This window comes from Pseudoalteromonas sp. SWN166 (assembly GCF_015864485.1).
In the GTDB taxonomy this organism is placed as follows: domain Bacteria; phylum Pseudomonadota; class Gammaproteobacteria; order Enterobacterales; family Alteromonadaceae; genus Pseudoalteromonas.
The window spans coordinates 1-25,730 of record NZ_JADYXB010000013.1; the positions used below are offsets into that span (position 1 = coordinate 1).

Sequence of the window (25,730 nt, forward strand, 5' to 3'; positions counted from 1 at the left end):
ATTTTATTGCTGCAGAATACGTTGCGCGTTTTAATTTCGTCATTTTTTCACCCAAATTTGTATGCTTATTAGCATAACATTTCTCTCTTAATGGGTGGCCAAAATCACTGTACCACTACAAGATGACAAAGCTCATTTTCTCTTTCACTAAAGAAACCCTTTTGATGCCATTGAGGTACGTAATGATTATCTCTTGTTTTAGACATTCAACCACCATAAGTCACTATAAATAATAAGATTATACTGAATACTGTTATCCAGCAAACTAAAAAAGCTTGATAGCCCTCACTGAGATTAGATTTCATTATCATTATTTTTGGCAATACGATAAATACTCGGCAAAATTAAACTCAAGTTTTTTCAAAATATCCCGTCCGAACACCATCAGCCAATAGCACTTTTAAATGTCGCATTCGGATAACTACTGGTAGGGAAAGTTGTTATGAACAAAGTGTGCATGAGCTTTTACTCTGAATCATAAAGGGGCAGAAACGAGTTTGGATTTCCCAGCTTTCACTAGACACCGGCTTATAATCTTAAAGTACAAAACGGAAGTAGACTTCCGATTTTAAGCCTATATTGCCATATTTCGGAAGTAAACTTCCGTTTCTAGGGCTTCAAAGGTAGTTATCGGAAATATACTTCTGTTTTTTGATAGCGGTGTTAACCTAGATAGCTATATGAGCTACTTTTCAGGGTCTTATTTGAGCTCACAGCGACAAGCGGTCATTCAGTTGTGTCGTTATTAACTTAGTAAGAATAAGAGGACACTTTCCTCTTTTTCACATGTTTATATAAACTACAGTAAGCATAATATTTATAGCTAGCAATAACTTATGCTTTTTGCTATTAATGGAAGCTCATGAAATAAGGACTTTTCTGCGCTGAAATAGGGAAAGTGTCCTCTGACAAAGCTGTTGAGGCTGTAGAATTACTCATATTTAAGAAAAACAGCCTGTTTTATGGGTTCTAAATACATTACCTAATGCTTTAAAAACGCTTAGAGTTAATTACAGGAGCTCGTTTTTTAATTGAATTTGGCTGTTGGGGTTATTCTACAGTCTCGTTAGGTTTAAGGGTAAATATGACAATTCTGTTTTGTAATATAGGTTGGATGCAGCGATATGAAGGCATCGATGGTGACAATATTGAGCGAGGCGGGGCTTATAACAAAACAGAGATTGGCCATGAGGTTTGCAATTTTTCCAATGTTGATGGAACCGTATTTGGTTACGTACAACCAACAGGTCAAATAAAAATTGAAAGGCTTGGAGCGGATAAAAAATCGTCATACATTGAAGGAGTAACCGTTGTTTGGTTAGCTGGCCCTGAAACTGGTGGGACTGCTGTGATCGGTTGGTATAAAGATGCGACTGTTTACAGAGACAAACAAAAATTACTACAGCCATCAAAAGAGCAAAGTCTTAATGGTGTTGATACATATCGTGTAAAAGCATTATGGGAAAATACAGTTTTATTACCTATAGAAAAGCGTACATTATTGATTCCTAGGGCAGTAAAAGGAGGCGTTGGTCAAAGTAATGTTTGGTACGCAGATTCCCATGATAGTTTAGTTCATGTAACAAAAGTAAAAAATTTAATTAACGGGATTACAGAGATTGATGAAACTCCAGATATAGACGAAGAAGCTTTTGGAGTTGAAGGGAATCCTCGTTTAAGAGCTCATATAGCCCGTGAACGTGATTCAAGTATTATTAAGAAAAAGCGAAATAAAGTCCTAGCTGAAAATGGATTTTTGAAATGTGAGGCTTGTGATTTTGATTTCTTTGATGTTTATGGTGAAGCAGGTAAAGAATTTTGTGAAATTCATCATTTGATACCTTTGCATAAGTGTGATGGTGTAATTAAGACAGAGTTGTCTGATTTAGCAGTAGTCTGTTCAAATTGTCATCGAATATTACATCGAGCTAAACCGATGCTTTCTTTAGAAAATCTGAAAGAAATTCTTGAACGCACAAAATAAACCTAACAAGCAATTAACAGAACAAAAAGCAGTTGGTTTTTGTCTCTTCGTCGCTTATTTTAACAAACTATTTTTTCCCTTATTTGGGCGTTACCAATGACTGCTTATGGCACAAACCGGAAATCACCCATCCATAAACTCCGTATTGATACATTAAGTTTTTTAAAGCCTAAAGTAATTAATTCTCAACCATTCAGATATTTACCTAAACCTAATCTTACTTAGATTTAAGGTGGACTCTAATTAATAAATCTCAATCTGAGTGCCACACCTTGCTTAAAATTAAAACTATTCTCAAGCTGCCGCGAATTCTCGACTTAAGTGGCGCTGGCCAAAAAAATTTCAAAAAATACATATATTTTCAAATAACAATTGATAACCATTTTCGTTTAGATTAGTATGCACCTACTAAATGAAATTGAGAGTGGTTTGTATTCATGTATATTTGTCTATGTCACGGTGTGACCGATAAAAAAATTGAGCAAACAATTGACGATGGTGCAACGACCATGCGTGAATTAACTAAAGAGCTTAAAGTAGGCAGCCAATGTGGTAAGTGTTGTGGTTGTACTAAAAAGATCCTTAATCGCAGACTTATTCAAATTGCTGATGTAACGGATCAAGTTGCTTAATTACATATAAAAATTTAGATATAAAAAAAGCAGCTTTTTAGCTGCTTTTTTTATGCTTGTTACTATTTACAGTTGAGATTGTAAGTAGTTTTTAATACCCGTATTTTTAATAAGTAATTGCTGGGTTTCTAACCAGTCAATTTGCTCTTCTTGCTCATTTAAAATGTGATCAAGTGCTTCACGGGTAATGTAATCTTTTTTGCTTTCAGCCAGTTTTACTGCGCTTTGCAACTCGGTAATAGTATCAAGTTCAAAACTCATGTTAGCTGCAATCATTTCTTCGCTGTTTTCACCAATACGTAATCGACCTAAGTCTTGAAGATTTGGTAAGCCTTCTAAAAACAAAATACGTTCGATTAAACGATCGGCGTTTTTCATCTTTTGAATTGATACTTTGTAATCTGCTTTGTCTAGTTGAGTGAAACCAAAATCTTTAAACATGCGTGCATGTAAAAAGTATTGGTTAATACCAACAAGCTCATTAGCGAGTACTTTATTAAGCGCTGCAATAACGTCTTTATCGCCTTTCATAATATGCTCCTACTAAGCCATTTGTGCTTGATGATAGTTTTCAGAACCAATCTTATCAATTAAGCCAAGTTGCTGCTCTAACCAGTAAACATGGTCTTCTTCGGTATCAAATAACAGTTTTTCTAAAATGCTACGAGATTGATAATCTTGTTGTTCTTCACATATTGCGATTACATCTTTAACACACGCAACTACTTCAAGCTCTAGTGTTAAATCGTTTTGCATCATGCTTTTTACATCGTTACCGATAAGTAAATCACGGCGCTTAGTCATATTTGGTACACCTTCTAAAAACAAGATGCGCTTAATAAGCCAGTCTGCGTGATCTTTTTCTTCTTCCATTTCATGGTTAAGGCGCTCGTATAGCTTGTTTAAACCCCAGTCGTCATACATGCGCGAGTGTATAAAATACTGATCGATTGCTGCTAATTCGTTAGCTAACAATGTATTAAACGCATCGATTACTTTTTGATTACCTTTCATGATAAATCGCCTTAACTATTTCAATTGTATGCAGTGTAGTACAAATAGCCTACATTGCAAGTTTTCTCTATAAAAATCATTGTGTTACTATTGGTTTTGATTCTTATTTAAGTTTGCGTTACTGCTTGGTTTATGGACAGTTTTTTATTTGTATTAGCATCTAATACAAGATCATGACTGCTAGATAAAAATTGAGACGTTTATTTATGCGGGATTAGTTGAGCATATAGGCATGCAGGGCATGCCTATAACGTGCGCTTATTTGTTAAAATTGATATTTAGCACCCAGCGTTGCGGTTGTGCCTAAGCCTTTAATGTTATATCCACCGTAGGTGTAAGCCTGTGCGCGGGCAGTGTAGTAATCGCTATTGAACAGGTTTTCTATTCCAAAATACCCACTCCATTGAGTGTTAACATTGTATAGGCCACTTAAGTTAAATGTATTGTAGCTACTAACAGGGCCCTGATCGCCAGAGTATTGGCCTTGCGCATTTTTATCAAAACGCTTTCTGTCGCCTACATATAAAAAGCTCATAGCAAGTGATAGTTCGTCATTTGTTTGCCATGTTAAATTAGCAGTGGCTTTAGGTGGGCTAATTTGGCTTGCGCCTAGATAGTCATCAGCTTCGGTGTTTTTACCTTCTACGTAACTGTATGTGGCACTTAATTTAAGGTCTTGGGTAATAGTGTAGTTAACTAACCCTTCGTAACCCCATATTTCTTGTGGTGCACGTACAGGTTCGTAAACACCCGTTACTTCATTATACTCATTACTTGTACCAAGCTCTGAGGTACTTCTGTAAAGTGCAAATTCAAAACGCACGTTTTCAAACTGTGAGGTAAAACCAACTTCGTAATTATCGATTATTGAAGCTTGTGTTTGAATTAGCGCAATATCGTCAACGGTCGCTGCGCGAAGTAAGCGACCAATATCAGAAATGTCAGAGCCTTGTGAGTAGCTAAAGAACGGGCTAAAGGTATCTGTTAAATTATATTTAATGCCTGCATTATAGGTTGTTGCATCGTAATTAATGGTGTCGCCACGAACACTTAATGGCACTGAACATTGTGATGCGGTTCTGCACAGCTTTAGTGTTTGATAATCACTTACGCTCAAATCAATGCTTTCGTTTCTTACACCCGCTTTTACAATAATGTTGTCGTTTATTACCCATTTGGTTTGTAAAAAGCCAGCAACACTTTCCATGTCCATTTCTGGCACCCAAACACGACCATCCACTAAAGGTTGCGATGTTTTATCGTTTAAAGCATCAATTCCATAAATTAAAGTAGCGGTTACGTTTTCAAAATCAAACTGGCTGTTAAATGTGGCTCTTGCCCCTTGTTTATCTGACTTAATAACCGATTGACCACCGCTATAACCTTCATCAAGATTGGCTAAAGCGGTTGAGAAAAAGAACACGTTTTCTATATTTTGTTTATACAGATCGAGGGTCATTTGTGTGTTTTCAAACAACGCGTAATCAACATATTTTAGGGTTATATTTTCGTTGCCTTCTGGGCCTTGCGGTTTACCTTGTTTTTGAAGCGCTAAGGGGACGTGTATAGCGTATGTTTTTTCCCCTATATTGACATCGCCAGTAACATCGCCTAAATCAGTTTTTTGCTGTGAACTATAAAAGTTATAGCTAAACTGCAGTTGCTTTTCGTCGTCAAAATCATAAGTTAGTTTGGTAAAATAGTTTTGAGTTTCAGAGTCGGATAAACCATATTGTAAACCTAAAATATCGCCTTCTGCATCGCGTTGTACGCCGTTTTCTTCATAGCTTGCTGTTAACAGATAGCTTAGTTTATCGAGCTTACCGTTTACCGCTGCCGATATTCTACCGCCGCCACTTTCTGCTAATTTAACCGCACTAAAGCGACTTGAAATACTTATTTCGCCTTCAGGCTTACCATCACTGCGAGCCTGTTTTGTTATGTAGTTAATAATGCCACCTGAGGCACCATTACCATAAATAGACGTTGCGCCTTTTATGACTTCAATGCGCGCTATGGCACTTGCATCAAGCGTTTTTACGCCTAAAGAACCATTACGAAGAGGGGTTGATTGCGGTACACCATCAATCATTATTAAAGGCGCACGGCCGCGTAGTGTTTGCCCAGAATTGCTTGAACTGCCAGTATCTGGGGCAAGGCCAGGAACCATTTGCGCGAGTAAACTACTTAGTTCTGAACTTACTTTTAAATGCTGTTGTATTTGTTGCTGATTAATAACGGTAATAGAGGCGGGTACTTCGTCTATGCTTTCTGATATGCGGCTGCCAGATACAATCACGTGCTCTAACTGATCAGAAGTGTATTCATTTTTATTATTTTCATTTGCTAACGTGTTAGCACTTATTGCAACAGCAATAAGGCAAAGCGAAGTTTTTAACATGGGGTGTCTTAGTTGATAATAATTTCCGTAATGGTAATTATTATCAACTAATGACGCAAGTGTTAATGAGATTTATTTCTATTTATGGCGTTTTAACCAAAAATACACACCGCTTACAATAAAAAACGCGAGTGAAAGGGCTATTAATAACCATAAAAACTGCACTATAGGACCTGCAAAATCACCAATGTGAAACTTATACTTAAAGTTCCATGCTTGTGTTGTGAAGTTAGTTTTACTGGCGTCAAATGAGTTTAATACTTTACCAGTAAATGGGTTGGTCCACACCCAACTGTAAGCGTGGCTTTCGCCAGGGTTTTGCATTCTCAGTGCTATTGCTTCGTCGGCTTTTTTAGGTAAATAAATTCTATATACTTTGCCATCTGGAAATACGTTCTCTGCATTTTTAATTGCTTTGTTATAGTCTAAAGTAGCCTGAGAGGGCTGTATTATTTTCGGTGCTTTAGGCCTTTGTTCTACTTTATTAAACGTTACAAATTCTAATACCGATTGAGTTTGTGTTTTCCAATTAAATGCCATGCCAGTGAAGGCAATAAGTACCAGCGGTATAAAAAAGTAAACACCCAGTACGGTATGTAATTGATACATGAGCACTCTAAATTTGGCTTTTGGTTTTATAGCTAAACGCTTAATTCTGTTTTTAGGTTTTACCCATAAATAAAAGCCGAGTAATACATTTATTAAAAGTAGCAATGCACACACCGACATCCAATTTCTAAAGGTTTTTTCACCCTCACTGTCTTCAAACAACAGCCAACGATGTAATCCCATAGCAAACCCATAAATCGTATCGGTTGATTCATAGACGTTTAGCACTCTCCCTGAGTAGGGATCAACACTGGCGTAGTATTTATTAGCTAACCTAAATTGCCATGCAGTTTCTGGTGCTTGCTCGGGCATAAAAAAGGTGATTTTTTGCTTAGTTTGAGCTTGTACATTTTGTATAAGCTCATCGTAAGGCATTAAATTTGCTTGTGGTGTTACTTGCCATTTTGCGGGTTCTATTAAGTGCTGTATGTCTTTTGCATAAATCATAACAGCACCGGTTAAGCTCACTATTAATAAAAATAGTCCGCTAATAAGGGCAAGGCCTAAATGAATTCTACGTAACCAAAGTTTCAAAAACGGTATCTCATTATGAGTTAATGGCAACATTGTAAATGATAATACGAGCTGTTTTCAATTAAATAGTTGTGTATTTGGTTGGATTTCTATTATGCAGTTTTCGATATTAAAATTGTCGTGTAAAAAGCTTTTTAAGGTTGGCAAATCAATTGCTTGCTGAGTGCTAATAACAAGCTCGCAGTAGTTTTCTTTATCGTCTAGTTGCCAAAGCTTAATACTGGTTACAGACTCGATATTAAATTCACTACCAATAGCATGTGATATAGCATGTGTGTCGATGTTATTGGGTGCTGCTTGCATTAAAATTTTGCAGCTTTGCTTTAATAGTAAAATGCCATGATAAATTACATAGATAGAAATAAGTACAGTGGCAATTAAATCGACAATGTACCATTGGTATAAAATAATTAAGGTGCCCGCAATAATTACCACAATAGACGCCATTGCATCAGATACGTTATGGATAAAAGCCGCCTTTATATTTATGCTGTGATTTGCACCTGCTCGGTAGGTTAAAAATGCGGTTGCTAAATCGATTACCAATGCTATTGCTGCCACCCACACAACTATCCAGCCATTAATTGGTTGAGGGTTTAAATAGCTCGAAATGGCTTCAAAAATTAAATACACGCCAATTAATATTAATGTACTGCTATTAAAAAGTGTGGCGAGTATTTCTGCGCGTTTATAGCCAAAGTGATGAGTGCCGTCAGCAGGTTTATTACCAACTTTACGTGCAACCAAGGCTATAAATATAGCGGCAGCATCACTTAAATTATGAAGGGCATCGGCTATAAGTGACAAACTGCCCGAAAATATCCCGCCAATAACTTGGGCTACGGTTAGCAATACATTAATAACCACAGCAACGGTGAGTTGTTTATTGCTTTGGTTTTCGTCTACATGACTATGTGAGTGATCGTGCGCCATAATGCTCTCAAATGCTTTGATTTAATATTGCTTATATCATGGGTGATTTAAAACAGCTACAGGAGTTATAGTGTAAATGAACGCAATTGTAAGTTAGTAATAAAGACGTACTTTTTTTGAATGCGCGAATTTAAGATTGTAACGCTAAATGTCGATTTTTTAAGGAGTTTACAGCTCAAAACTTGCGTCTTTATATATTTAGTGCATTAATGTAAGTAATATTAAATGATTAAAAGCTGCTGGGTATTAAGCATGGACAAAGGTTTAAACTTTGGTGAATTAACAGGTAAAGGACAATCTGTTCGAAGTAAGTTAATTATAACCTTTATAATTATAGCCTTAGGGCCACTTTGTATACTTACTTGGTTTAGTCTTGAACACGTAAATCGCACCCTTAAACAAAATGCAGACACTGAACTAAACGAGCTAAATAATATAGGTAAGCAATTTGCTGATATTTGGTTTGCGGACCATGTTACAGACCTATATTTGCTTAGGACACAGCTTGATATTAGCCCTGCTAAAAAGCAAAAATTAATCAGTCAATTTGTTGAGCAGTACGACTTTGTTAATAATGTAGAGCTTATTGATGTAGACCTCGTTAATTCACTCCCTAAATCCCCCTTTTTTAATGTTATTAAAGACCAACGTTTTAACGACATTCGTTCTGGTATTAAAAATACAGGAGAAATTCAATTTCAGTCAATGACTGTCTCAGGGCGTGAGTATCATATTATTGGTTTACCGGTATTAAATGACGAAAATAAGTTACAAACCATATTGCTCGCAGATATAAATTTAAACGGCTTATTGAATAATCTAAGTAAAATACACACAGCTAATAAAGACATAACATTTTATGTTATGCACAATAATAAAATTCAAAAAAGTAATAATACAAACGATGCCCAACCACTATTTTTCTCTCAGAATGGCTCACCAACACAACGTGTTTTTTCTTATAGTAATAAAGATGAAGCCACTTTATATGGGTATATTAATTCTTTAGAGTTTTTAAATGAATCTGGTTGGCAATTACTTGTATCAAAACCAAAAGACGTTGCATTGCAAGGATCTAATTATTATAAGCAGCTCGCTATATTAACAAATATGGGGGCATTACTACTTATATTAACGTCGTCGTGGTGGTTTGGTCGTCGGCTTTCTCGTCCTTTAATTAACTTAGCTAAAATTGTTGAAAACATTACCAAAGGTGATGTGGTTAAAGTGCCAATAATAAACGACAGCATAGAGTTTAATCAGCTTTCATTAGGCCTGCGTAAGTTAGTGGCCGTAAAAGCAGAACAGCAAAGCATACTGCAAAAACAACGCTCTGCGCTTCAAATTGCATTAAAACAATTAGCTGAACAAAAAAGCGCATTAGATGAACATGCCATTGTTGCAGTAACTGATTTGCATGGCACCATTACTTTTGTAAATAAGAAATTTTGTGAAATTAGTGGCTATGATGAGCATGAATTAATAGGTCAAAACCACCGTATTTTAAATTCAGGAAAGCACGAAAAAGAATTTTTTAAAAATATGTATCAAACGCTTAAACGCGGAGATGTATGGAACGGGCAAATATGCAATAAAGCGAAGCATGGTGGTTTTTATTGGGTAGATACGACCATTGCGCCATTTTTAGATGAAAGCGGTAAACCGCAAAGCTATATTGCTATTCGTACCGATATGACATTTCTTAAACTGCAAGAACTAGAACTTGAGCAGCATAAAACACAGTTGCAGTTAGTGATAGATACAACTGCTGTAGGTATTTGGGATTGGTATATTGATACTAACGTAGCTGTTTTAAATAACCGTTGGGCTGAAATTATAGGGTATAAACTCAGCGAAATAGAGCCTTGTACAATACAAACTTGGTATAAATTTATTCACCCAGAGGATTTAATTGAATCAGACTTAAAGCTAAAAGCGCACTTTGCAGGCGAAACAGATTACTACGAAAGTGAAGCGCGTATGAAGCATAAAAATGGCCACTGGGTGTGGGTGCTTGATACAGCTAAAGTGGTTGAATGGAATAGTGATGGTTCGCCTAAGCGAATGATAGGTACTCACTTAGATATCTCAGATAAAAAAGCAACTGAACTTGAACTGCAAGGAAGCCGAGATAGATTTGCATCTTTGGTATCAAATATACCGGGTATTATTTATCGGTGTAAATTTGATGATAAATTAAGCACGCTTTATATGAGTGAGCAAGCAAGTGAGATAACAGGCTATTCACCTGATGAGTTGATAGGCAATGATGCTCTAAGCTTTTTTGATTTAATATGCGAAGACGATTCTAAAAAAATAAAAGCTGAAATTTTACGCTGTGCCAGTGCTAAGCAGTCATGGTCTGTTGAGTATAGAATTACAGCTCGCGATGGCTCTTTGCATTGGGTAAATGAAAAAGGCCAAGCGATTTACGATGAAACTGGTAACGTTTTGTATTTAGATGGATTTATTTTAGATATTACAGAGCGATACAATACGCAATTAAAAATAAATCGTCAGCAAAGCTTGCTAGAGTCAATGAGTAAGCAAGGGCAGATTGGGGCATGGGAAATTGACTTAGAAGCACATACGCTTTATTGGTCTGATGAAGTTAAAGTTATCCACGAAGTACCAGAGGGTTTTGAGCCTAGCATAGATACCGCAATTGATTTTTATAAACCAGGAGTGCACCGAGATACTATAAATACTTTGTTTGAATGCGCAGTGACATTAGGCGAAAGCTGGAGTGTTGAACTTATTATTTTAACCTATGCTGGGCAAGAACGCTGGGTTAAATCGATGGGGCAAACAGAGTTTAAAGGTGGTAAATGTGTGCGTGTTTTTGGCTCATTTCAAAGTATTGACGCACATAAACGCCTTGAACTTGAAAGCGAAAAAGCCAACAGATATAACAAAAACTTAGCCGCGCTTACGGTTGCACCTGAAGTACAAAATAGTGATGTAGAGCAAGTTAAAAAGCTAGCGGTTAAATCTATGTGTGAAGTGCTAAATATTGCACGTGCGTCGGTATGGATTTTTAACGAACAACGAGACGCAATGGCGTGTCATAGCTTATATATAGATGGGCAAGGGTTTGTAGATACAGATGCTGTTTTAACTGCTAAAGACTATCCTGCATATTATAACGCCATTTATGAGCAAAACTTAGTGGCTATTGATGATGTTTATACTCACCCGGCCACTGTTGATTTTATAGAAGCGTATGCAAAACCACTCGATATTAAATCAATACTTGATGCTGTTATAGCAACAGGCGATGGTAATTTAGGTGTTTTATGTGCTGAAACTGTTGGCGAGCACCACTATTGGACGCAAAGTGAAGAAACCTATCTTCGATCATTAGCTACTTTAGTGGGCAGTACGTTGGTTTCTCAAAAACGAAAAGTAATTAGTGAAGAGCTTAAAATTGCGCTTGTAAAAGCAGAGGATGCAGCTATTGCTAAGAGCCAATTTTTAGCAACGATGAGTCACGAAATAAGAACGCCAATGAATGGTGTACTTGGTATGTTAGAGCTTGTTCAATTAGAGTCACTTCCTAAACCAATAGAAACAAAAGTCGATATAGCCAAAACAAGTGCACACTCTTTATTGGGTGTAATTAACGATATTTTGGACTTTTCTAAAGCCGAAGCGGGTAAAATTGAGCTTGAAGAAATTAACTTTAATGCCCGCGATTTAATTGGTGAAGTTGCTGCCGCGCAAGCATTTACAGCTCAAGACAAAGGGATTGAAATAATTTTGGATTTGGTTGCACTTGAGCCTTCGCAGTTATGCGGTGATCCTGGGCGAATTCGCCAAGTACTTACTAATTTACTAAGTAACGCCGTTAAGTTTACGAGTAAAGGCGAGGTTGTTGTAAGTGCGAAAATTAATAAAGTGGCTCAAGGCTTAGAATTTATTGTCAGTATAAAAGACTCAGGTATAGGGATCAGTTTAGAAAAACAGCAGCAATTATTTACTCCGTTTTCTCAAGTAGATGCATCAACAACGCGTGAATACGGGGGCAGTGGCTTAGGGCTGGCTATTTGTAAGCAGCTTTGTGAGCTAATGGGTGGGGCAATTTCTCTTAGTAGTGAAGCCGGCGAAGGAAGTACCTTTACTGCCACTATAATGCTGACCCCTGGCGATCAAAAAGAGCGTTATATTCCTAATATTAATATGAAAGAGTTAACGGTTTTAGTTGTTGATGATAACGAAACAAATCGAATTGTAATTTTACAACAGCTTGAGCATTGGGGCGCTAAGGTTGCGCTTGCATGCGATGCACATCAAGCACTTGATATGTGCGCGCAGCAATATGAAAGCAAAAATTGTATGTACGATATTGCAGTGCTTGATATGCAAATGCCAGGAATGGACGGCATAGAGCTTTGTAAAGCACTAAAAGCACATGCACATTATAAATCAATGCCACTTGTAATGATGACCAGTATTGCTGGTATGGAAGGCGCTCAGCGTTATTCTGACGCTGGCTTTCAGGCATATTTTCCTAAACCTGTGACCACTGCCGATTTAATTTCTGCACTGTCGGTTATAACGAGTAATGATGCAGGCGAGACACTTCCACTTGTTACGTCAGGCTATATTTCGTCACTTAAAAAAGAAAAGGTGCAGGAATCTGCCCAAATACTACTTGTAGAAGATAATCCCATTAACCAACAGGTGGCTAAATTAATGCTCAAAAAGCTTAATTGTGACGTTACGATTGCCGGGAATGGTCAATTGGCAATTGATATATTAAAAGCGCATGATTCAGGATTCTTTAAGCTTGTACTTATGGATTGCCAAATGCCAGTTTTGGATGGCTTTGGGGCAACTGCAGCTATACGCGAAGGGGTCGCGGGTGAGCAGCACAAAAATATAAAAATTATTGCTATCACTGCTAATGCAATGGACTCCGATAAAGAGCGCTGTATAACTGCTGGAATGGATGATTACTTGAGTAAGCCTATTCAATTAGATATTTTAAAAGATAAATTAGAGCTGTATATTTAAGGTCAAAATACAATGAGTAACCCCGTTATAATACGTGATGCAAAACCAAGTGACGCAAAAACAATTTTGCACTTTATTACCGAACTTGCCATATACGAAAAAGAACCTGATGCGGTAAAAACAGATGAACAAGCAATTCTAGATACTTTGTTTAGCGAAGGATCAACCGCGCACAGCATAATTTGTTTAGAAGGCGATGAGCCAATTGGTTTTGCAGTATATTTTTATAATTACTCTACCTGGTTAGGTAAAAATGGCCTGTACCTAGAAGATTTATATGTAAGCCCTGATAGTCGTGGCAATGGTGCAGGCAAAGCCATTATGAAGCACTTAGCTAATAATGCGATTAGTAATAACTGTGGCCGTTTTGAATGGGTGGTCCTTGATTGGAATAAACCCGCTATCGATTTTTACAATAGCATTGGTGCAAAGCCACAAAACGAATGGATTATATATCGCTTAACAGGGCAGGAATTATTAGATTTCGCTAAATAGTTAATGAAAATCATTTGCATTTGCGTTGTTGGGTGTGTAAGTTAAATACACACTCAATAATTAAATGTGCAGATGATTATATGATCTCAAGTCAAAAACAGCCCCAGCCAGATCTACTCTATTTTGAACAAGCATTAAGCCCTTGGCAGTCGAACATAATGCAAGGTAATTATGCATTTGAACAAGGTGCTTTACTCGAAGCACGCGATAAATACTTATTAGCCAAAACACTCGCAGATCATCTCCTTCAGCAGTTTTTATACGCTCAGATTAATAATAATGCCATTCATGCTATTGAGCATTGTATACCCGCACTTGTTGTTGCTTCACATAATTTAGCTGATACCTATATTGCTATGCAACAGCCTGAAAATGCATGTAAATGGTTATGCGAAGTACACTTAACACTCTCTTCATTAATTAAGCATACTCATTACGATATACAAAAAGTGAGTAAGCATCATTACCTCAAAACCTCTGCTGAACTTATTGCATTTGCACAGCGTTATCCTTCTTTTCCAGAACTGATTGAGCAAGTGAATTTTTGCTTATGTTCTAAAGACTCAACAAACAGCCTGCTACATTAAAATAAAGGAGTAATTTATGGCGTTTACCTTGCCAGCACTTAATTATGAATACGATGCGCTTGAGCCTCATATAGACAGTAAAACAATGTATATTCATCATACTTTACATCATCAAACCTACATAAATAAGGCTAATACAGCATTAGAGAACACTGAATATGCCAACGTAAATGCTGAGGAGTTACTTATTAATATAAGTAAGCTGCCCACTCAATTGCAAAAAGCGGTTCAAGAACACGTAGGTGGGCACTTTAATCACAGTTTGTTTTGGCAAGTAATGAGCCTGCAAGGAGGTGGTAAACCTGAAGGTATTGTGGCCCAAGCTATAAATGAGCAACTCGGCGGTTTTGATGAATTTAAAGAGGAATTTACAGCCGCTGCAATTAGCCAATTTGGTAGTGGCTGGGCGTGGTTATGCGTCACTCCAGATGAAAAGCTGATTGTACAAAATAGCGCTAATCAAGATTGCCCTTTAATGCAAGGGAATATCCCTATTTTGGGACTTGATGTATGGGAACATGCCTATTACTTGAAATATCAAAATAAGCGCCCTGAGTATATCGCTGCTTTTTATAATGTAATTAATTGGACTGAAGTTGAAAAGCGCTACTTAGCTTCTATTAGTTGAGTTCCGAATATGGCTAGTAATACAGTTTATTTTCTATAAGCTAGACTCTATTAGGTTATTTTATAGAGTCGCTTATGGACATTTTACATTGGCAAAAAGCACGTCAGAGCCGCGATCCACGTTTTGACGGGCTTTTTTATGTTGCTGTTAAAAGTACCGGTATTTATTGCAGACCTATTTGCCCTGCGCCAACGGCTCATGAAAAAAACGTCACGTATTATCAGTGTGCACATAATGCAGCCCAAGCTGGGTTTAGGCCATGTATACGATGCAGACCCGATAGCGCACCAGGCAGCGCAGCATGGCAGGGTACAAAAACAACTGCACTTAGAGCAAAACAGTTAATAGATCAAAATGATGAGCACGACTGCGAAAAATTAGCCGCTCGTTTAGGTGTAAGTAGTCGTTATTTAAGACAGTTATTTAAGCAGTATTTTGGCGTGTCGATTACGCAATACCGATTATTTAACCAGTGTCACTTTGCTAAAAAACTGATTCAAGAAACACACTTACCCCTTACCGAAATAGCATTTGCCGCTGGCTTTAAAAGTATTAGGCGTTTTAATGATGCTTTTTTACAGCAGTTAAATATAGCTCCCTCAAAGCTGCGCAGTGGCGATAAAAAACCAGCATCAACACTCACTTTAACACTACCATTTAGGCCGCCTTATAATTGGCCTGCTTTGCAGAGCTTTTTACAAAGGCGTTTGATAAAACCAATGGAGTGGATAACGCAAACGAGTTACGGGCGCACTTTTGCAAGTGAGGAATATAAAGGAAGCTTTACCGCTGAATTTATAGCGAGTAAAAACCATTTTAGTGTATCTATCAATATAGATAATACGGCTTATTTGCAATCGGTTATAAATAATATACGTCGTGTACTTGATTTAGATGCCGATATTAATTTAATTCAAATGCATTTAAGCGCCAATATAAACAATGCGTTTGCAGTGTGTGAAGGGCTCAGGCTTCCGGGAATTTGGTCAAGCTTTGAAGCTGGTATAAGGGCAGTACTTGGGCAGTACTTGGGCAGCAAGTGAGTGTTACTGCTGCGCATAATTTAGTAACAACGTTAGTTGATGAATTAGGCGAAAAAGAGGGCGATGTTATTTACTTTCCTACGGCTAACATTGTTGCTAATAGTGACTTTGCATTTTTTAAAATGCCACAAGCGCGTAAAAATGCACTGCATAATTTAGCGCAGTTTTGTGCTTTAAACCCTGAGAATGACGATTTAGACGAATGGCTTATTTTAAAGGGAATTGGCCCTTGGACGGTAAATTACGCAAAGCTGCGAGGACAAAGCCAACCCGATATATTACTTGATGGCGATTTAGGTGTTAAAAAAGCACAAGCGGCGGCAAACCCGTTTGAGCCCGCTAATTGCGCTCCCTTTCGGTCTTACTTAACTTTTCAACTTTGGCAGCAATTATAATGATAATTCAAACATCAATCTCAAGCCCAATAGACGACATAATTATTCAAGCGACCAATAAAGGCGTGAGTTACGTCGGGTTTTATCCTCCAGTTGAGCACCCTCATACGCCATTTGAGCAAGTCGCTAACAAGGCGGTGCTTATTTGCGCTGCGCAGTTAAACGAGTACTTTGCAAAAAAACGCACTACTTTTAATGTACCACTTGATACAAACGGTACAGTATTTCAACAAAGCGTATGGCAAGCATTATTAACGGTACCTTTTGGACAGTCGCAAACATACGGCTATATTGCAAACCAACTCAATAACCCAAAAGCAGTGAGAGCGGTAGGCGCTGCGAATGGTAAAAACCCGATTAGCATAATCGTGCCTTGTCATAGGATCATTGGCGCAAATGCAAAGCTAACGGGTTATGCTGGTGGGCTTGATAGAAAACGTTGGTTACTGAAACACGAAGGATTAATGTAAATTAATTTAATATTAAGGTAGCATAAGCGCACTTTTTATAAAATGGCACTGCAATGGCTCAATTATACTTTTACTACTCTGCAATGAACGCAGGTAAATCAACCACGTTATTACAATCTGCATTTAATTATAAAGAACGTGGCATGGAACCTGTGATCCTTACTGCAGCCATTGATGATAGACAAGGCGTGGGTAAAGTATCGTCTCGTATAGGCTTACAAGCTGACGCGCATGTATTTGATGCTAGTAAAGATGTATTTGATCTTATTCAATCGCTTAACAACGACAAAAAACGCCATTGTGTATTAGTTGATGAATGCCAATTTTTATCAAAAGAACAAGTAATGCAATTAACCGATGTGGTTGATGAATTAGGTATACCGGTATTGTGTTATGGCTTGCGTAACGACTTTAGAGGCGAGCTATTTATAGGGTCGCAATATTTGCTTGCGTGGGCTGATAAGTTAGTTGAGCTTAAAACTGTATGCCACTGTGGACGTAAAGCAAACCATGTACTGCGTACCGATGAAAATGGTGAAGCAATAGCCGATGGTAACCAAGTAGAAATTGGCGGCAATGACCGATACGTTTCGGTATGCCGCAAACATTATAAAGCCGCGTTAAATATGGGCCGACAAAGCATTTAAAAATGTATCAATATCTTCGCGCGTAATATCTAAATGCGTCACTAGCCTAAGCTGCTTGCTTGGGCTAAATAGTATACCTTGTTGTTTAAGTGCCTCAGCAATCTCTTCAATGTTTATACTGCTAGTGTATGTTGCGTAAACCATATTAGTGGTGTTACTCATATCTACAGTAAAGCCACTGATTTCACTTAATTGTTGAGCCAAATAACGTGCATTTGCATGATCGTCTTTTAAGCGCTCTACATTGTGCTCAAGTGCAAACTGCCCGGCAGCTGCAAGCATTCCGGCTTGGCGCATACCGCCACCAAGTACTTTTCTCCATCGTCTTGCTTTATTAATAAGTGCTGGTGAGCCTAATAATAAAGAGCCTACGGGCGCCCCCAAACCTTTAGATAAACAAATAGAAATTGAGTCAAAGTGCTTTGTGATTTCAGTGATATCAATATTTAGCTCAACAGCGGCATTAAAAGCACGTGCGCCGTCTAAGTGCAGCGCTAAATTATGCGTATTAACAAAGTCACGAGCTTGGGCTAAGTACTCAAGCGGGAGCACTTTTCCGCCTATGGTATTTTCTAAGCTAAGTAATCGCGTGTTTGCAAAATGGCAATCGTCTGGTTTTATTGCTGCAGCTATTTTACTGAAGGGGATGCTACCATCGGCTTCATTTTCAATAGGCTGTGGTTGCACAGACCCTAAAACAGCTGCGCCGCCGCCCTCAAACTTATAATTGTGAGCATTTTGGCCACAAATGTATTCGTCACCTCGCTCACAATGCGCCATTATTGCAAGTAAGTTGGCTTGTGTACCTGAGCTACAATAAAGAGCAGCTTCAAAGTTAAAACGCTCACACGCATAAGCTTCTAGCTGGTTAACGCTTTCATCATCACCGTATACATCGTCACCAACCGGTGCGCTGTACATAATATCGCGCATTTCTTTTGTTGGTTTTGTAACTGTATCAGAGCGAAAATCTATCATGATTGCCTTATCCTTTTTATTGTTTTTAATAAAATTGGTACTAAGCCAGCTCGCTACAAATTTGTTCACGAGTTTCTTTATCAAAGTAGCTCCATGCAATAAAGCGGCTAATTTTTTGACCTTGTGCCATATCAACTATTTTATATTGTGCTATTGGGTGGGCTTTTAATACTTCTTCAAGGGCTGCAATATTATCTTTTTTAGAGACTAACGACGTAAACCACAGTACTTGCTCTGCAAAGTCTTCGCTCTCTTTAATCATGTTAGAGATAAACTGTACTTCACCGCCTTCACACCATAATTCATTATTATGACCACCAAAATTAAGCGTGCTACTGGGTGTTTTTCCTAGGTTTTTCCATTTACGTTCACTGCCTTTACTTGCCTCTTCTTCACTTGCATGAAACGGAGGGTTGCAGAGCGTTAAATGGTATAAATCTTTTTGATTTACAACGCCTTTAAAAATATGTGATGCGTTTTTTTGTTGTTTTAGGGTTATTTTTAAACTATTAAACTGAGCAATTTGCTTTGCTATTTTTACCGAAGCTGCATCAATATCAGTCCCTGTAAAATGCCACTTATATTCACTTGTACCAGTAAGCGGATAAACTAAGTTAGCGCCAGTGCCAATATCAAGCACTTTAATTTGCTTACCTAAAGGTATTTGTTGTTGATTATCATCACTTAATAAGTCAGCTAAGTAATGAATGTAGTCAACACGCCCAGGTATAGGTGGACATAAATTGTGCTCAGGAATATCCCAAAAATCAATATTATAATGTGCTTTTAAAAGAGCTTGATTGAGTGTTTTAACGGCTTTGTTATCACTAAAATCAATACTTTTAGTACCTGCAGGTGTGGTTATAACAAAAGGCAGTAGAGCAGGGTGCTCTGTTGTTAATAAATCGAAGTCGTACCCATTTTTATGTAGGTTACGAGGGTGTAATTTTGAACGTGCTTTATTTTCTTTCATGGCTTCATTTTAACAACAGATATGATGTGGTGATTGTAACAAATGCTGATGAGTAAAGTGCAGACATTTCCTTTGGTATATTTAATATTGCTGGTAGGATGAGTTGAAAATAATAAAAAGGAATAACTGTGGCGATTTCTCAGCAATCAATAATTATCAATTTAGACGCTCACCAAACACTTCATTTACGTCGAATCAGCGATGATAATCAGCAAGGGCCTGTCGTATTTTTTATGCATGGAGCTGTAGAAAACGGTAAAATTTTTTACACCCATTCTAATAAAGGGCTTGCCCCTTTTTTGGCTGAGCATGGGTACCGATGCTATGTGGCTGATTTACGTGGACGAGGTGATAGTAAGCCAATTATTTCGAGCGAGTCCGAATATGGACAAACTGAGTCTATCCTAGAAGACATCCCTACCTTTATTAAGCAAATAGAGTTGATTGAAGGCAAGAAGCCTGACTACTGGGTCGCTCACTCTTGGGGCGGGGTATTGATGAACAGCGCGTTTGCACGTTTTCCAGAGTATATTAATGATGTAAAAGCGTGTGTGTATTTTGGCTCTAAGCGTTCTTTATTTAATAACCATCCTCAAAAATTATTACAAGCCAATTTAATTTGGTATTTTATGGCACCTTTACTTGCTAAAAAACACGGCTATTTAAATGCTAAAGGTTATAAGTGGGGAAGCGATAACGAAACTCAAAAGTCGCATTATCAAAGTATGCAATGGGCTAAAAAGAAGCCATGGATAGATTCTGATGATAATTTTGATTATGCAAAAGCTCTAAACAACCTGCATTTACCGCCAACGCTTCATATTGCTGCGGTAAAAGATAAAGCATTAGCGCAACCAATCGATATTCAAAAGTTTATGGACGAATCAGGGCCTGGCATTCAACAAATGCGAATTTACGGTCGTAAACACGGGCATAATTTTGATTACGATCATATTAATATGCTTACCCACCCAAGTGCGCGTGATGATCAATTTAAAGATTTACTTAATTGGTTTAAAGCACATCTGTAGGATCTGTTGACCTTTCAGGGTTGAACCCAAAAGGCAGCGCATGTTTGGTCTTTATGCTACGTTATCGCCTATTTATGGGGAACAACCACACTACATAGGCTCTGCCTTGCCTAAATACCAAACAGCCTACTGCAAATTTAACCTCGAAAGATAAACAGGCCCTAATTAATTCTCATCAAGTAACTTTAAAAGCGGTGTTTTGTAACGCTCCCACTTAGCGATTGCGGCGTTATTAATAGGTTGGCGAATAGCATGTTTACTCAACGTGGTTACCGGTGTTTTTTGTTTATAAAACGCTAAGCAACGCTGTTCAAAATGACAGTTTAAAAAACCAAGTAACTGCGTTAGCTGCTCTTTTGGGTTGCTCACTAAATCTTCGTAACTGACATCATAAATTGGCATACTTTTAAAGGAGTACCAATGGCTCATCAGTTTTTCATACACACTATGGTAAAGCTTAAACTCAGGTAGTGAGCAAAAATAAGGCTCGTTTTCGGCAAAGTAATTAGTGAAAATAGAAAACGCAGTAGCATTAAAGTTGCGACTTAAGTTTATAAATTTGGCATTTGGAAATAGGATATATATTAGTCCGAGCGACTGATAATTACTCGGCAGTTTATTTATTATAAAAGGTCTGATGGGCGATGCTGTTTTTAATGTTGCGATATAAAGCTCGCGGGCTTTTTTGATTAAGTCAGGCGTTAAATGCGCTAAACATTGCGGGTAAGCAACTCCCGTTTTTTGCTCGATAAAAGCAACCGCGTTATTACTAATACTCGTACTTTCTCCTAGGCTCGAAAACTGACTATGGCTTGCCAACATTTGCTCCAGGAGGGTAGAGCCACTACGAGGCATACCAATAATAAATACAGGTGTAATATTACCTGTAAATTTTTTATCGGCAGAGGCAATAAATTCCTCGGTGTTGTATTTTATTATTTCATCGTAAAAAGGGATTAAATCTTTAGTGTTAAATTCACTTAATTTTCTTTGTAATTTATTTGCCAATATAAAATAATTAAATGCTTGCTCGGTATCTTCAAGTGCATCGTAACTGTTTGCTAATGCGTAGTAACACACCATTTTTAAACGTAAATTGCTCGTTTGAGTTAGTAAGTGGTGCAAATTACTTACATAATTATGCTCTTTATCAAACCGGCCTAACTGCACAAGTTCAAATAAAATATAAGCTGTTACAGGGTATACCCCAATACTGAGTGCATGAGCAAAGGTTGTATGGGCTTTATCTAACTCGCCATGTGTTAAATAGTGCTGTGCTAAGTAATAATGAGGCTCTGGGTTATGACTTGCTAATTTTTTTGCGTATTCGAGCACCGTTAACGCATCGTTTGGCGAATTAACACCGTTAAATGCATCAGCAAGGGCATGTAATGGTTCAAGCATATGAGGCATGCGCTCACACGCTTTTTGGAGTAAGTACACGGCAGCGTCATAACGCTCTAATCGTAGGGCAATTCTGCCTAAGCCAAATAAAGCTTCACCATTTTCGGGATTACTATTTAATAGCGTTTTAAAATGAAACTCAGCTTCTTTGAGTTTATTTTGTTGCAGTAGTTGGTTAGCTTTTTCAAGTAGCATAGTTAGGCATTATTATTATTTTTATTAACTATAAAATTAAAAAGGCGAAATGTCTTTAACATTTCGCCTTTGGTTCTTCATGAAAATAGTTTAAAAAGTATATGTTGCTTTAGCGTAGTAAAAGCCACCGTTAATACCAAACGGAGATGTTTCGTAATATTTACCACCCCAGTTATTATTTGGTGCGCCTGCGGCTTCTGCAAAATCAAGTTTTTCAGCATCTTGGTCAAACAAGTTTTGAGCGCCTACAGAAAAGCTAACTGATTCATTTAAGAAGTAAGTTACTTCAGCATCAATAGTGACTGCAGCATCTGCTGTTTTAGCTGTTGCATCATAATCAACGTGAACACCTTGGTATTCACCGTAGTAGTTTGCACGAGCAAATGCAGAAACTGATTCCCATTGTTGAGACAATGTGAACGTTGCACGATGATTAGGTAAGTCTTCTTCTAGGCGCTTAACTTTAAACGCACCTGTAATCTCACTAAATTGAGTTACTTCAGTATCATTCCAGTTATAAGCAAGACTAAATGTAGAGCTACCGCCCATTAGTTCAGCAGTATAGTTTGCAACTAAATCGATACCTTGAGTTGTTGTATCAAAGTCATTTGTAAAAAAGCTTACCTGAGCAAGACCTTGTACATTAGGAACTCCAGCGGCTGTAAGTGTATCTTTATCTGCTTGGCTTAAGTTGATTTTATCTGATTGACTAATACGGTCATCTACTTGAATGTTGTAGTAATCAAGCGTTAAAAATAACTCGCCGATTGTGTATACAGCACCAAGTGTATAGCTTTGTGATTCTTCCGGCTCAAGCTCTGTACCACCTAATTGCACTGCAATAGGGTTTGTTGGTGGAAGAAGCGCTGAATCTTGTAATACACCGCTGTCTAAGCTTGTTTGTACGTTACTTACGTTAGCTTGACCAACTGTAGGTGCACGGAAACCGCTACTTACAGAACCACGAATATTTAAATCTTCAGTTAAATGGTATTGAGCCATTACTTTGTAGTTAGTTGTAGTACCAAAGCTGTCGTAGTCTTCAAAGCGAAGCGCTAAGCCCATTAAGAAGTCTTCAGTAAAGGGTGCTTCAACATCAACATATGCTGCATAGTTACGACGAGAAAACTCACCAGCTTGTGATGGTTTAAAACCTGGGAAGCCGTTAGAGCCAATACCAAAACCTTGTGCTGTTAAAGGGCCAGCTGTGTAAGATGCTTCATCACCAGAGATGATAGTGAATGTTTCTTCATGCCATTCAAAACCACCGGCAATGTTTACATCATAAGCTAAACCAAAGTTGACACCCTTTGATAAATCAAAGTTAAAGTTTTTCTCTAGTTGCTCATATTTACCTGGGCTGAAATCACGTGGTGTATCTGCACCTAAAGAGGCATTAACCGTATCGTAAATAAAGTAACGTGATTCATTTAAACCCACAGTACCACTTAAGTCATAGTATGTATCTTTTAAGAAACCACCAGTGAATCGACCTTTAGTACCAATAGTTAAAGAAGTATCAGTAATGTTGCCGCCAAAGTTAGGTGTAAAACCACCTGGAAGCATCTCATTAAAGGCAAAACAATCTGGGTTGTTTGCTACACCATTTATATAAGCAGGATCATCTAGTACGTTGCCATCTGTTATTGCAATAGTAGGACAGTTAGCACTCATATCAGGTGTTGTGTCGGCAACGAGTAGTGTTTCACCACCATCGTTTGAGTAAACGCCAGAACGTGTTTGCGGGTTACGGTAGTAAAAGCCGCCGCGTACATCGCGTTCAGAGTAGTTACCAAACATGTAAAATTCAGAATCGTTCGTTAGCTCTAAACCTACATTACCAAAAATTGTAATATCGTCGTTTACTTCTGGTGCGCCCCATACTTGTGCAAGAGAAGATACATCAGGAACACCGGCTGCTGAAAGTGCAGCAGCATCGGCACGTTGAACTGATCGGCTTGTTGCATCAGCTGTTTTATATTGAAAGCTTAAATTAGCAAAGCCATTGTCGGTAAACGGTAAACCCACGTTACCCGACACTTGTGTTGTATCGCCATCACCTTCATAAAATTGACCATGGCGGATTTCTAATTTACCACCTTCAGAAGCGTCTTTTAGTTGGAAGTTCATTACACCGGCAATCGCATCAGAACCATACTGTGCAGCTGCGCCATCACGAAGTACTTCTACTTGTTTAATAGCAATGCTTGGAATAACTGAAATATCTGCGCCTTGCGCGCCATCGTTAATACCACCGCCTAAAAATGCAATTACAGAAGCACGATGACGACGTTTGCCGTTTAAAAGAACCAATGTGCTGTCTGATGGTAAACCACGTAAGTTAGCTGGGCGAACAAGAGAGGCCGCATCACTAATAGGATTTTGATGTACGTTAAAAGATGGCACGGCACCTTTTAAAAGCTCAAGCATGTCGGTATTGCCTGATCTTTCTAATTCTTCGCCGCCAATAATATCGATTGGAACTGGTGAGTCACCGATTGAACGTGGAGCTGAGCGCGTACCTACTACGGCAATTTTCTCTACGTTTTTATTTACTTTAGTTTGCTGTTGCTCGTCTGCTGCAATAGCAGAACCCGAAAAAAACAACCCTGCAGTGGTTGTAGCTAAAGCAAATTTGATTGCTTGGTTTAGCGCATTATTTTTTAATTTCATTCTAATTTTCCCCAGTTAGAATAATTCTTATTTTTGATGCTAATTTCACATCATTTATTTTTAACTTAATTTTTTGTTTCACATAAGTTTGAGGGTTTAGCTCAAAAGCCTAATCAATTAAGCTTACTTTTTGTGAAGTCCTATTTACAGACTATAGGTAAAAAACGGGAAGGGCAATTACTAATTAACCATTTGATAACAAAAAGATTCAATTTAAGAAAAAATGCAACAATGGTGCAAAGTAAAGCTAAAATGAATTAAATAAGTGCAAATAGGGTTGTTGAGAGGAAAATTAATGCGTTATCAGTATTTAAATGTTATTTATTTGTTTCTTTTTGGTGGGGTTTTCAATGTTTTGTGCACATCGCCAAGTTGCTAATTTTTCTTTATATTCATCCCACACGCAGGGGCAGCAACTGCCACCACCACAACATTCATCAGATTTTGGTTTTTCAGGTTTTTGCGGTAGTTGGTTTGTCATATTCAGTGTTGTTGTATGTATTTAATACTAATTTGGTGCAAAGGATAAGTTAAAGGATGTTGTAAGTAAATTATTCTTTGTGAACCCGTGCTGCTGTGTGAAAATAAAAGTTATGCGATTATATAAAGTTATTCACCGTGCACCTTGGCGGGTAGTTAAAATTAGTAAAAAACGCCAACAGCTGCGTTTTCGCCGTGCTATGGTGGCGCTTAAAATTGCACTTGCGCAAGAAAAACAAGAAACCAAAGAAATGCTCTCTATTTATAGGCGCTACACTCAAGGCCAAACAAGTAAAGAGGAGTTAAAACGCGCCAATGAACAGTTTGTTGATATTTTAAAAGGGTTAGGGCTCGGTGTGTTTGCAGTATTACCTTTTGCCCCGCTTACAATTCCTTTAGTTGTTAAATTAGGGAGTTTAGTGGGAGTTGATGTACTGCCAAGTTCGTTTAATATGAACAAATCTATTAAAGAACTTGATGCTAAAATAGATCAAGAAAATCAAAAGCAAGAATCCAAAAATAGCTTAAAAAAGTAGCTAAAATCCCTTCAAATTAGCGATACCTTTTAGGTGCGCTTATTGATATGCTCTTAAGTACCATTTTTATAT

The 25,730-nt window shown here is 37.8% G+C and carries 20 protein-coding genes and 1 pseudogene; 11 read left to right on the forward strand and 10 right to left on the reverse strand.

What is annotated here, in order from left to right:
* Positions 1-1,084 precede the first annotated feature (1,084 nt).
* Together I6F49_RS09785 and I6F49_RS09790 are read left to right on the forward strand one after the other, a co-directional pair.
* Positions 1,085-1,984, forward strand: coding sequence for an HNH endonuclease (locus tag I6F49_RS09785; RefSeq protein ID WP_197180132.1), 900 nt, complete (start codon positions 1,085-1,087; stop codon positions 1,982-1,984).
* Positions 1,985-2,421: 437 nt separating this feature from the next.
* Positions 2,422-2,616 (forward strand): (2Fe-2S)-binding protein, encoded by a 195-nt coding sequence (locus I6F49_RS09790; protein WP_002960627.1) that lies wholly within the window; start codon positions 2,422-2,424, stop codon positions 2,614-2,616.
* Positions 2,617-2,682: 66 nt separating this feature from the next.
* On the opposite strand, the gene bfr (I6F49_RS09795) is transcribed toward I6F49_RS09790, so the two are convergent.
* The 5 genes from bfr (I6F49_RS09795) to I6F49_RS09815 all read right to left on the reverse strand — a co-directional run bounded on the left by bfr (I6F49_RS09795) (position 2,683) and on the right by I6F49_RS09815 (position 8,107).
* The gene (gene bfr / locus I6F49_RS09795) at positions 2,683-3,147 is read right to left on the reverse strand and encodes a bacterioferritin (RefSeq protein WP_197180135.1); all 465 of its coding nucleotides are present in this window, start codon (positions 3,145-3,147) and stop codon (positions 2,683-2,685) included.
* A gap of 12 nt (positions 3,148-3,159) precedes the next feature.
* On the reverse strand, positions 3,160-3,630 hold the full coding sequence (gene bfr, locus I6F49_RS09800) for a bacterioferritin (protein WP_002958985.1): 471 nt from the start codon (positions 3,628-3,630) through the stop codon (positions 3,160-3,162).
* Positions 3,631-3,895: 265 nt separating this feature from the next.
* On the reverse strand, positions 3,896-6,031 hold the full coding sequence (locus I6F49_RS09805) for a TonB-dependent receptor (RefSeq protein ID WP_197180138.1): 2,136 nt from the start codon (positions 6,029-6,031) through the stop codon (positions 3,896-3,898).
* 78 nt (positions 6,032-6,109) lie between these two features.
* Complete coding sequence (locus tag I6F49_RS09810) at positions 6,110-7,174, reverse strand: PepSY-associated TM helix domain-containing protein (protein ID WP_197180140.1); 1,065 nt, start codon at positions 7,172-7,174, stop codon at positions 6,110-6,112.
* Positions 7,175-7,231: 57 nt separating this feature from the next.
* Positions 7,232-8,107, reverse strand: a complete 876-nt coding sequence (locus tag I6F49_RS09815; RefSeq protein ID WP_166421149.1) for a cation diffusion facilitator family transporter — start codon at positions 8,105-8,107, stop codon at positions 7,232-7,234.
* A gap of 252 nt (positions 8,108-8,359) precedes the next feature.
* On the opposite strand from I6F49_RS09815, the gene I6F49_RS09820 reads away from it, so the two are divergent.
* The 7 genes and pseudogenes from I6F49_RS09820 (at position 8,360) to I6F49_RS09850 (ending at position 17,388) form a co-directional block, all read left to right on the forward strand.
* Positions 8,360-13,123 (forward strand): PAS domain-containing protein, encoded by a 4,764-nt coding sequence (locus I6F49_RS09820; protein WP_166421150.1) that lies wholly within the window; start codon positions 8,360-8,362, stop codon positions 13,121-13,123.
* Positions 13,124-13,135: 12 nt separating this feature from the next.
* Positions 13,136-13,618, forward strand: coding sequence for a GNAT family N-acetyltransferase (locus tag I6F49_RS09825; protein ID WP_197180142.1), 483 nt, complete (start codon positions 13,136-13,138; stop codon positions 13,616-13,618).
* Between the two features lie 80 nt (positions 13,619-13,698).
* The gene (locus tag I6F49_RS09830) at positions 13,699-14,205 is read left to right on the forward strand and encodes a hypothetical protein (RefSeq protein ID WP_197180144.1); all 507 of its coding nucleotides are present in this window, start codon (positions 13,699-13,701) and stop codon (positions 14,203-14,205) included.
* A 16-nt stretch (positions 14,206-14,221) separates the two neighbouring features.
* Positions 14,222-14,833: a superoxide dismutase gene (locus I6F49_RS09835; protein WP_165740466.1), complete on the forward strand. Its 612-nt coding sequence runs from the start codon at positions 14,222-14,224 to the stop codon at positions 14,831-14,833.
* Positions 14,834-14,907: 74 nt separating this feature from the next.
* Positions 14,908-16,271: pseudogene (locus I6F49_RS09840) on the forward strand (DNA-3-methyladenine glycosylase 2 family protein).
* Complete coding sequence (locus I6F49_RS09845) at positions 16,271-16,741, forward strand: methylated-DNA--[protein]-cysteine S-methyltransferase (RefSeq protein WP_166421152.1); 471 nt, start codon at positions 16,271-16,273, stop codon at positions 16,739-16,741. Before I6F49_RS09840 ends, I6F49_RS09845 begins: the two are co-directional and overlap by 1 nt.
* 53 nt (positions 16,742-16,794) lie before the next feature.
* Positions 16,795-17,388, forward strand: a complete 594-nt coding sequence (locus I6F49_RS09850) for a thymidine kinase (RefSeq protein WP_007582344.1) — start codon at positions 16,795-16,797, stop codon at positions 17,386-17,388.
* Here I6F49_RS09850 and ltaE read toward each other — a convergent pair.
* Together ltaE and rlmF are read right to left on the reverse strand one after the other, a co-directional pair.
* Positions 17,362-18,366 carry a low-specificity L-threonine aldolase gene (gene ltaE, locus I6F49_RS09855; protein ID WP_197160450.1) on the reverse strand — a complete coding sequence of 335 codons (1,005 nt, stop codon included), beginning with the start codon at positions 18,364-18,366 and terminating at the stop codon, positions 17,362-17,364. The two genes, I6F49_RS09850 and ltaE, sit on opposite strands and share 27 nt — an antisense overlap.
* 40 nt (positions 18,367-18,406) lie before the next feature.
* Positions 18,407-19,339 (reverse strand): 23S rRNA (adenine(1618)-N(6))-methyltransferase RlmF, encoded by a 933-nt coding sequence (gene rlmF, locus I6F49_RS09860; RefSeq protein WP_165728408.1) that lies wholly within the window; start codon positions 19,337-19,339, stop codon positions 18,407-18,409.
* A gap of 128 nt (positions 19,340-19,467) precedes the next feature.
* Here rlmF and I6F49_RS09865 point away from each other — a divergent pair, with 128 nt between their 5' ends.
* The gene (locus I6F49_RS09865) at positions 19,468-20,370 is read left to right on the forward strand and encodes an alpha/beta fold hydrolase (RefSeq protein ID WP_165741399.1); all 903 of its coding nucleotides are present in this window, start codon (positions 19,468-19,470) and stop codon (positions 20,368-20,370) included.
* A 165-nt stretch (positions 20,371-20,535) separates the two neighbouring features.
* Here I6F49_RS09865 and I6F49_RS09870 read toward each other — a convergent pair whose 3' ends face one another.
* The 3 genes from I6F49_RS09870 to I6F49_RS09880 form a co-directional block, all read right to left on the reverse strand.
* Entirely contained in the window at positions 20,536-21,969 is a 1,434-nt protein-coding gene (locus I6F49_RS09870; protein WP_197180146.1) for a tetratricopeptide repeat-containing sulfotransferase family protein, read from the reverse strand.
* Positions 21,970-22,059: 90 nt separating this feature from the next.
* Positions 22,060-24,642 (reverse strand): TonB-dependent receptor plug domain-containing protein, encoded by a 2,583-nt coding sequence (locus I6F49_RS09875; protein WP_197180148.1) that lies wholly within the window; start codon positions 24,640-24,642, stop codon positions 22,060-22,062.
* A gap of 310 nt (positions 24,643-24,952) precedes the next feature.
* Positions 24,953-25,123, reverse strand: coding sequence for an oxidoreductase-like domain-containing protein (locus tag I6F49_RS09880; protein ID WP_010553991.1), 171 nt, complete (start codon positions 25,121-25,123; stop codon positions 24,953-24,955).
* Between the two features lie 112 nt (positions 25,124-25,235).
* Here I6F49_RS09880 and I6F49_RS09885 point away from each other — a divergent pair, with 112 nt between their 5' ends.
* Entirely contained in the window at positions 25,236-25,658 is a 423-nt protein-coding gene (locus tag I6F49_RS09885; RefSeq protein ID WP_007582356.1) for a hypothetical protein, read from the forward strand.
* Positions 25,659-25,730 lie beyond the last annotated feature (72 nt).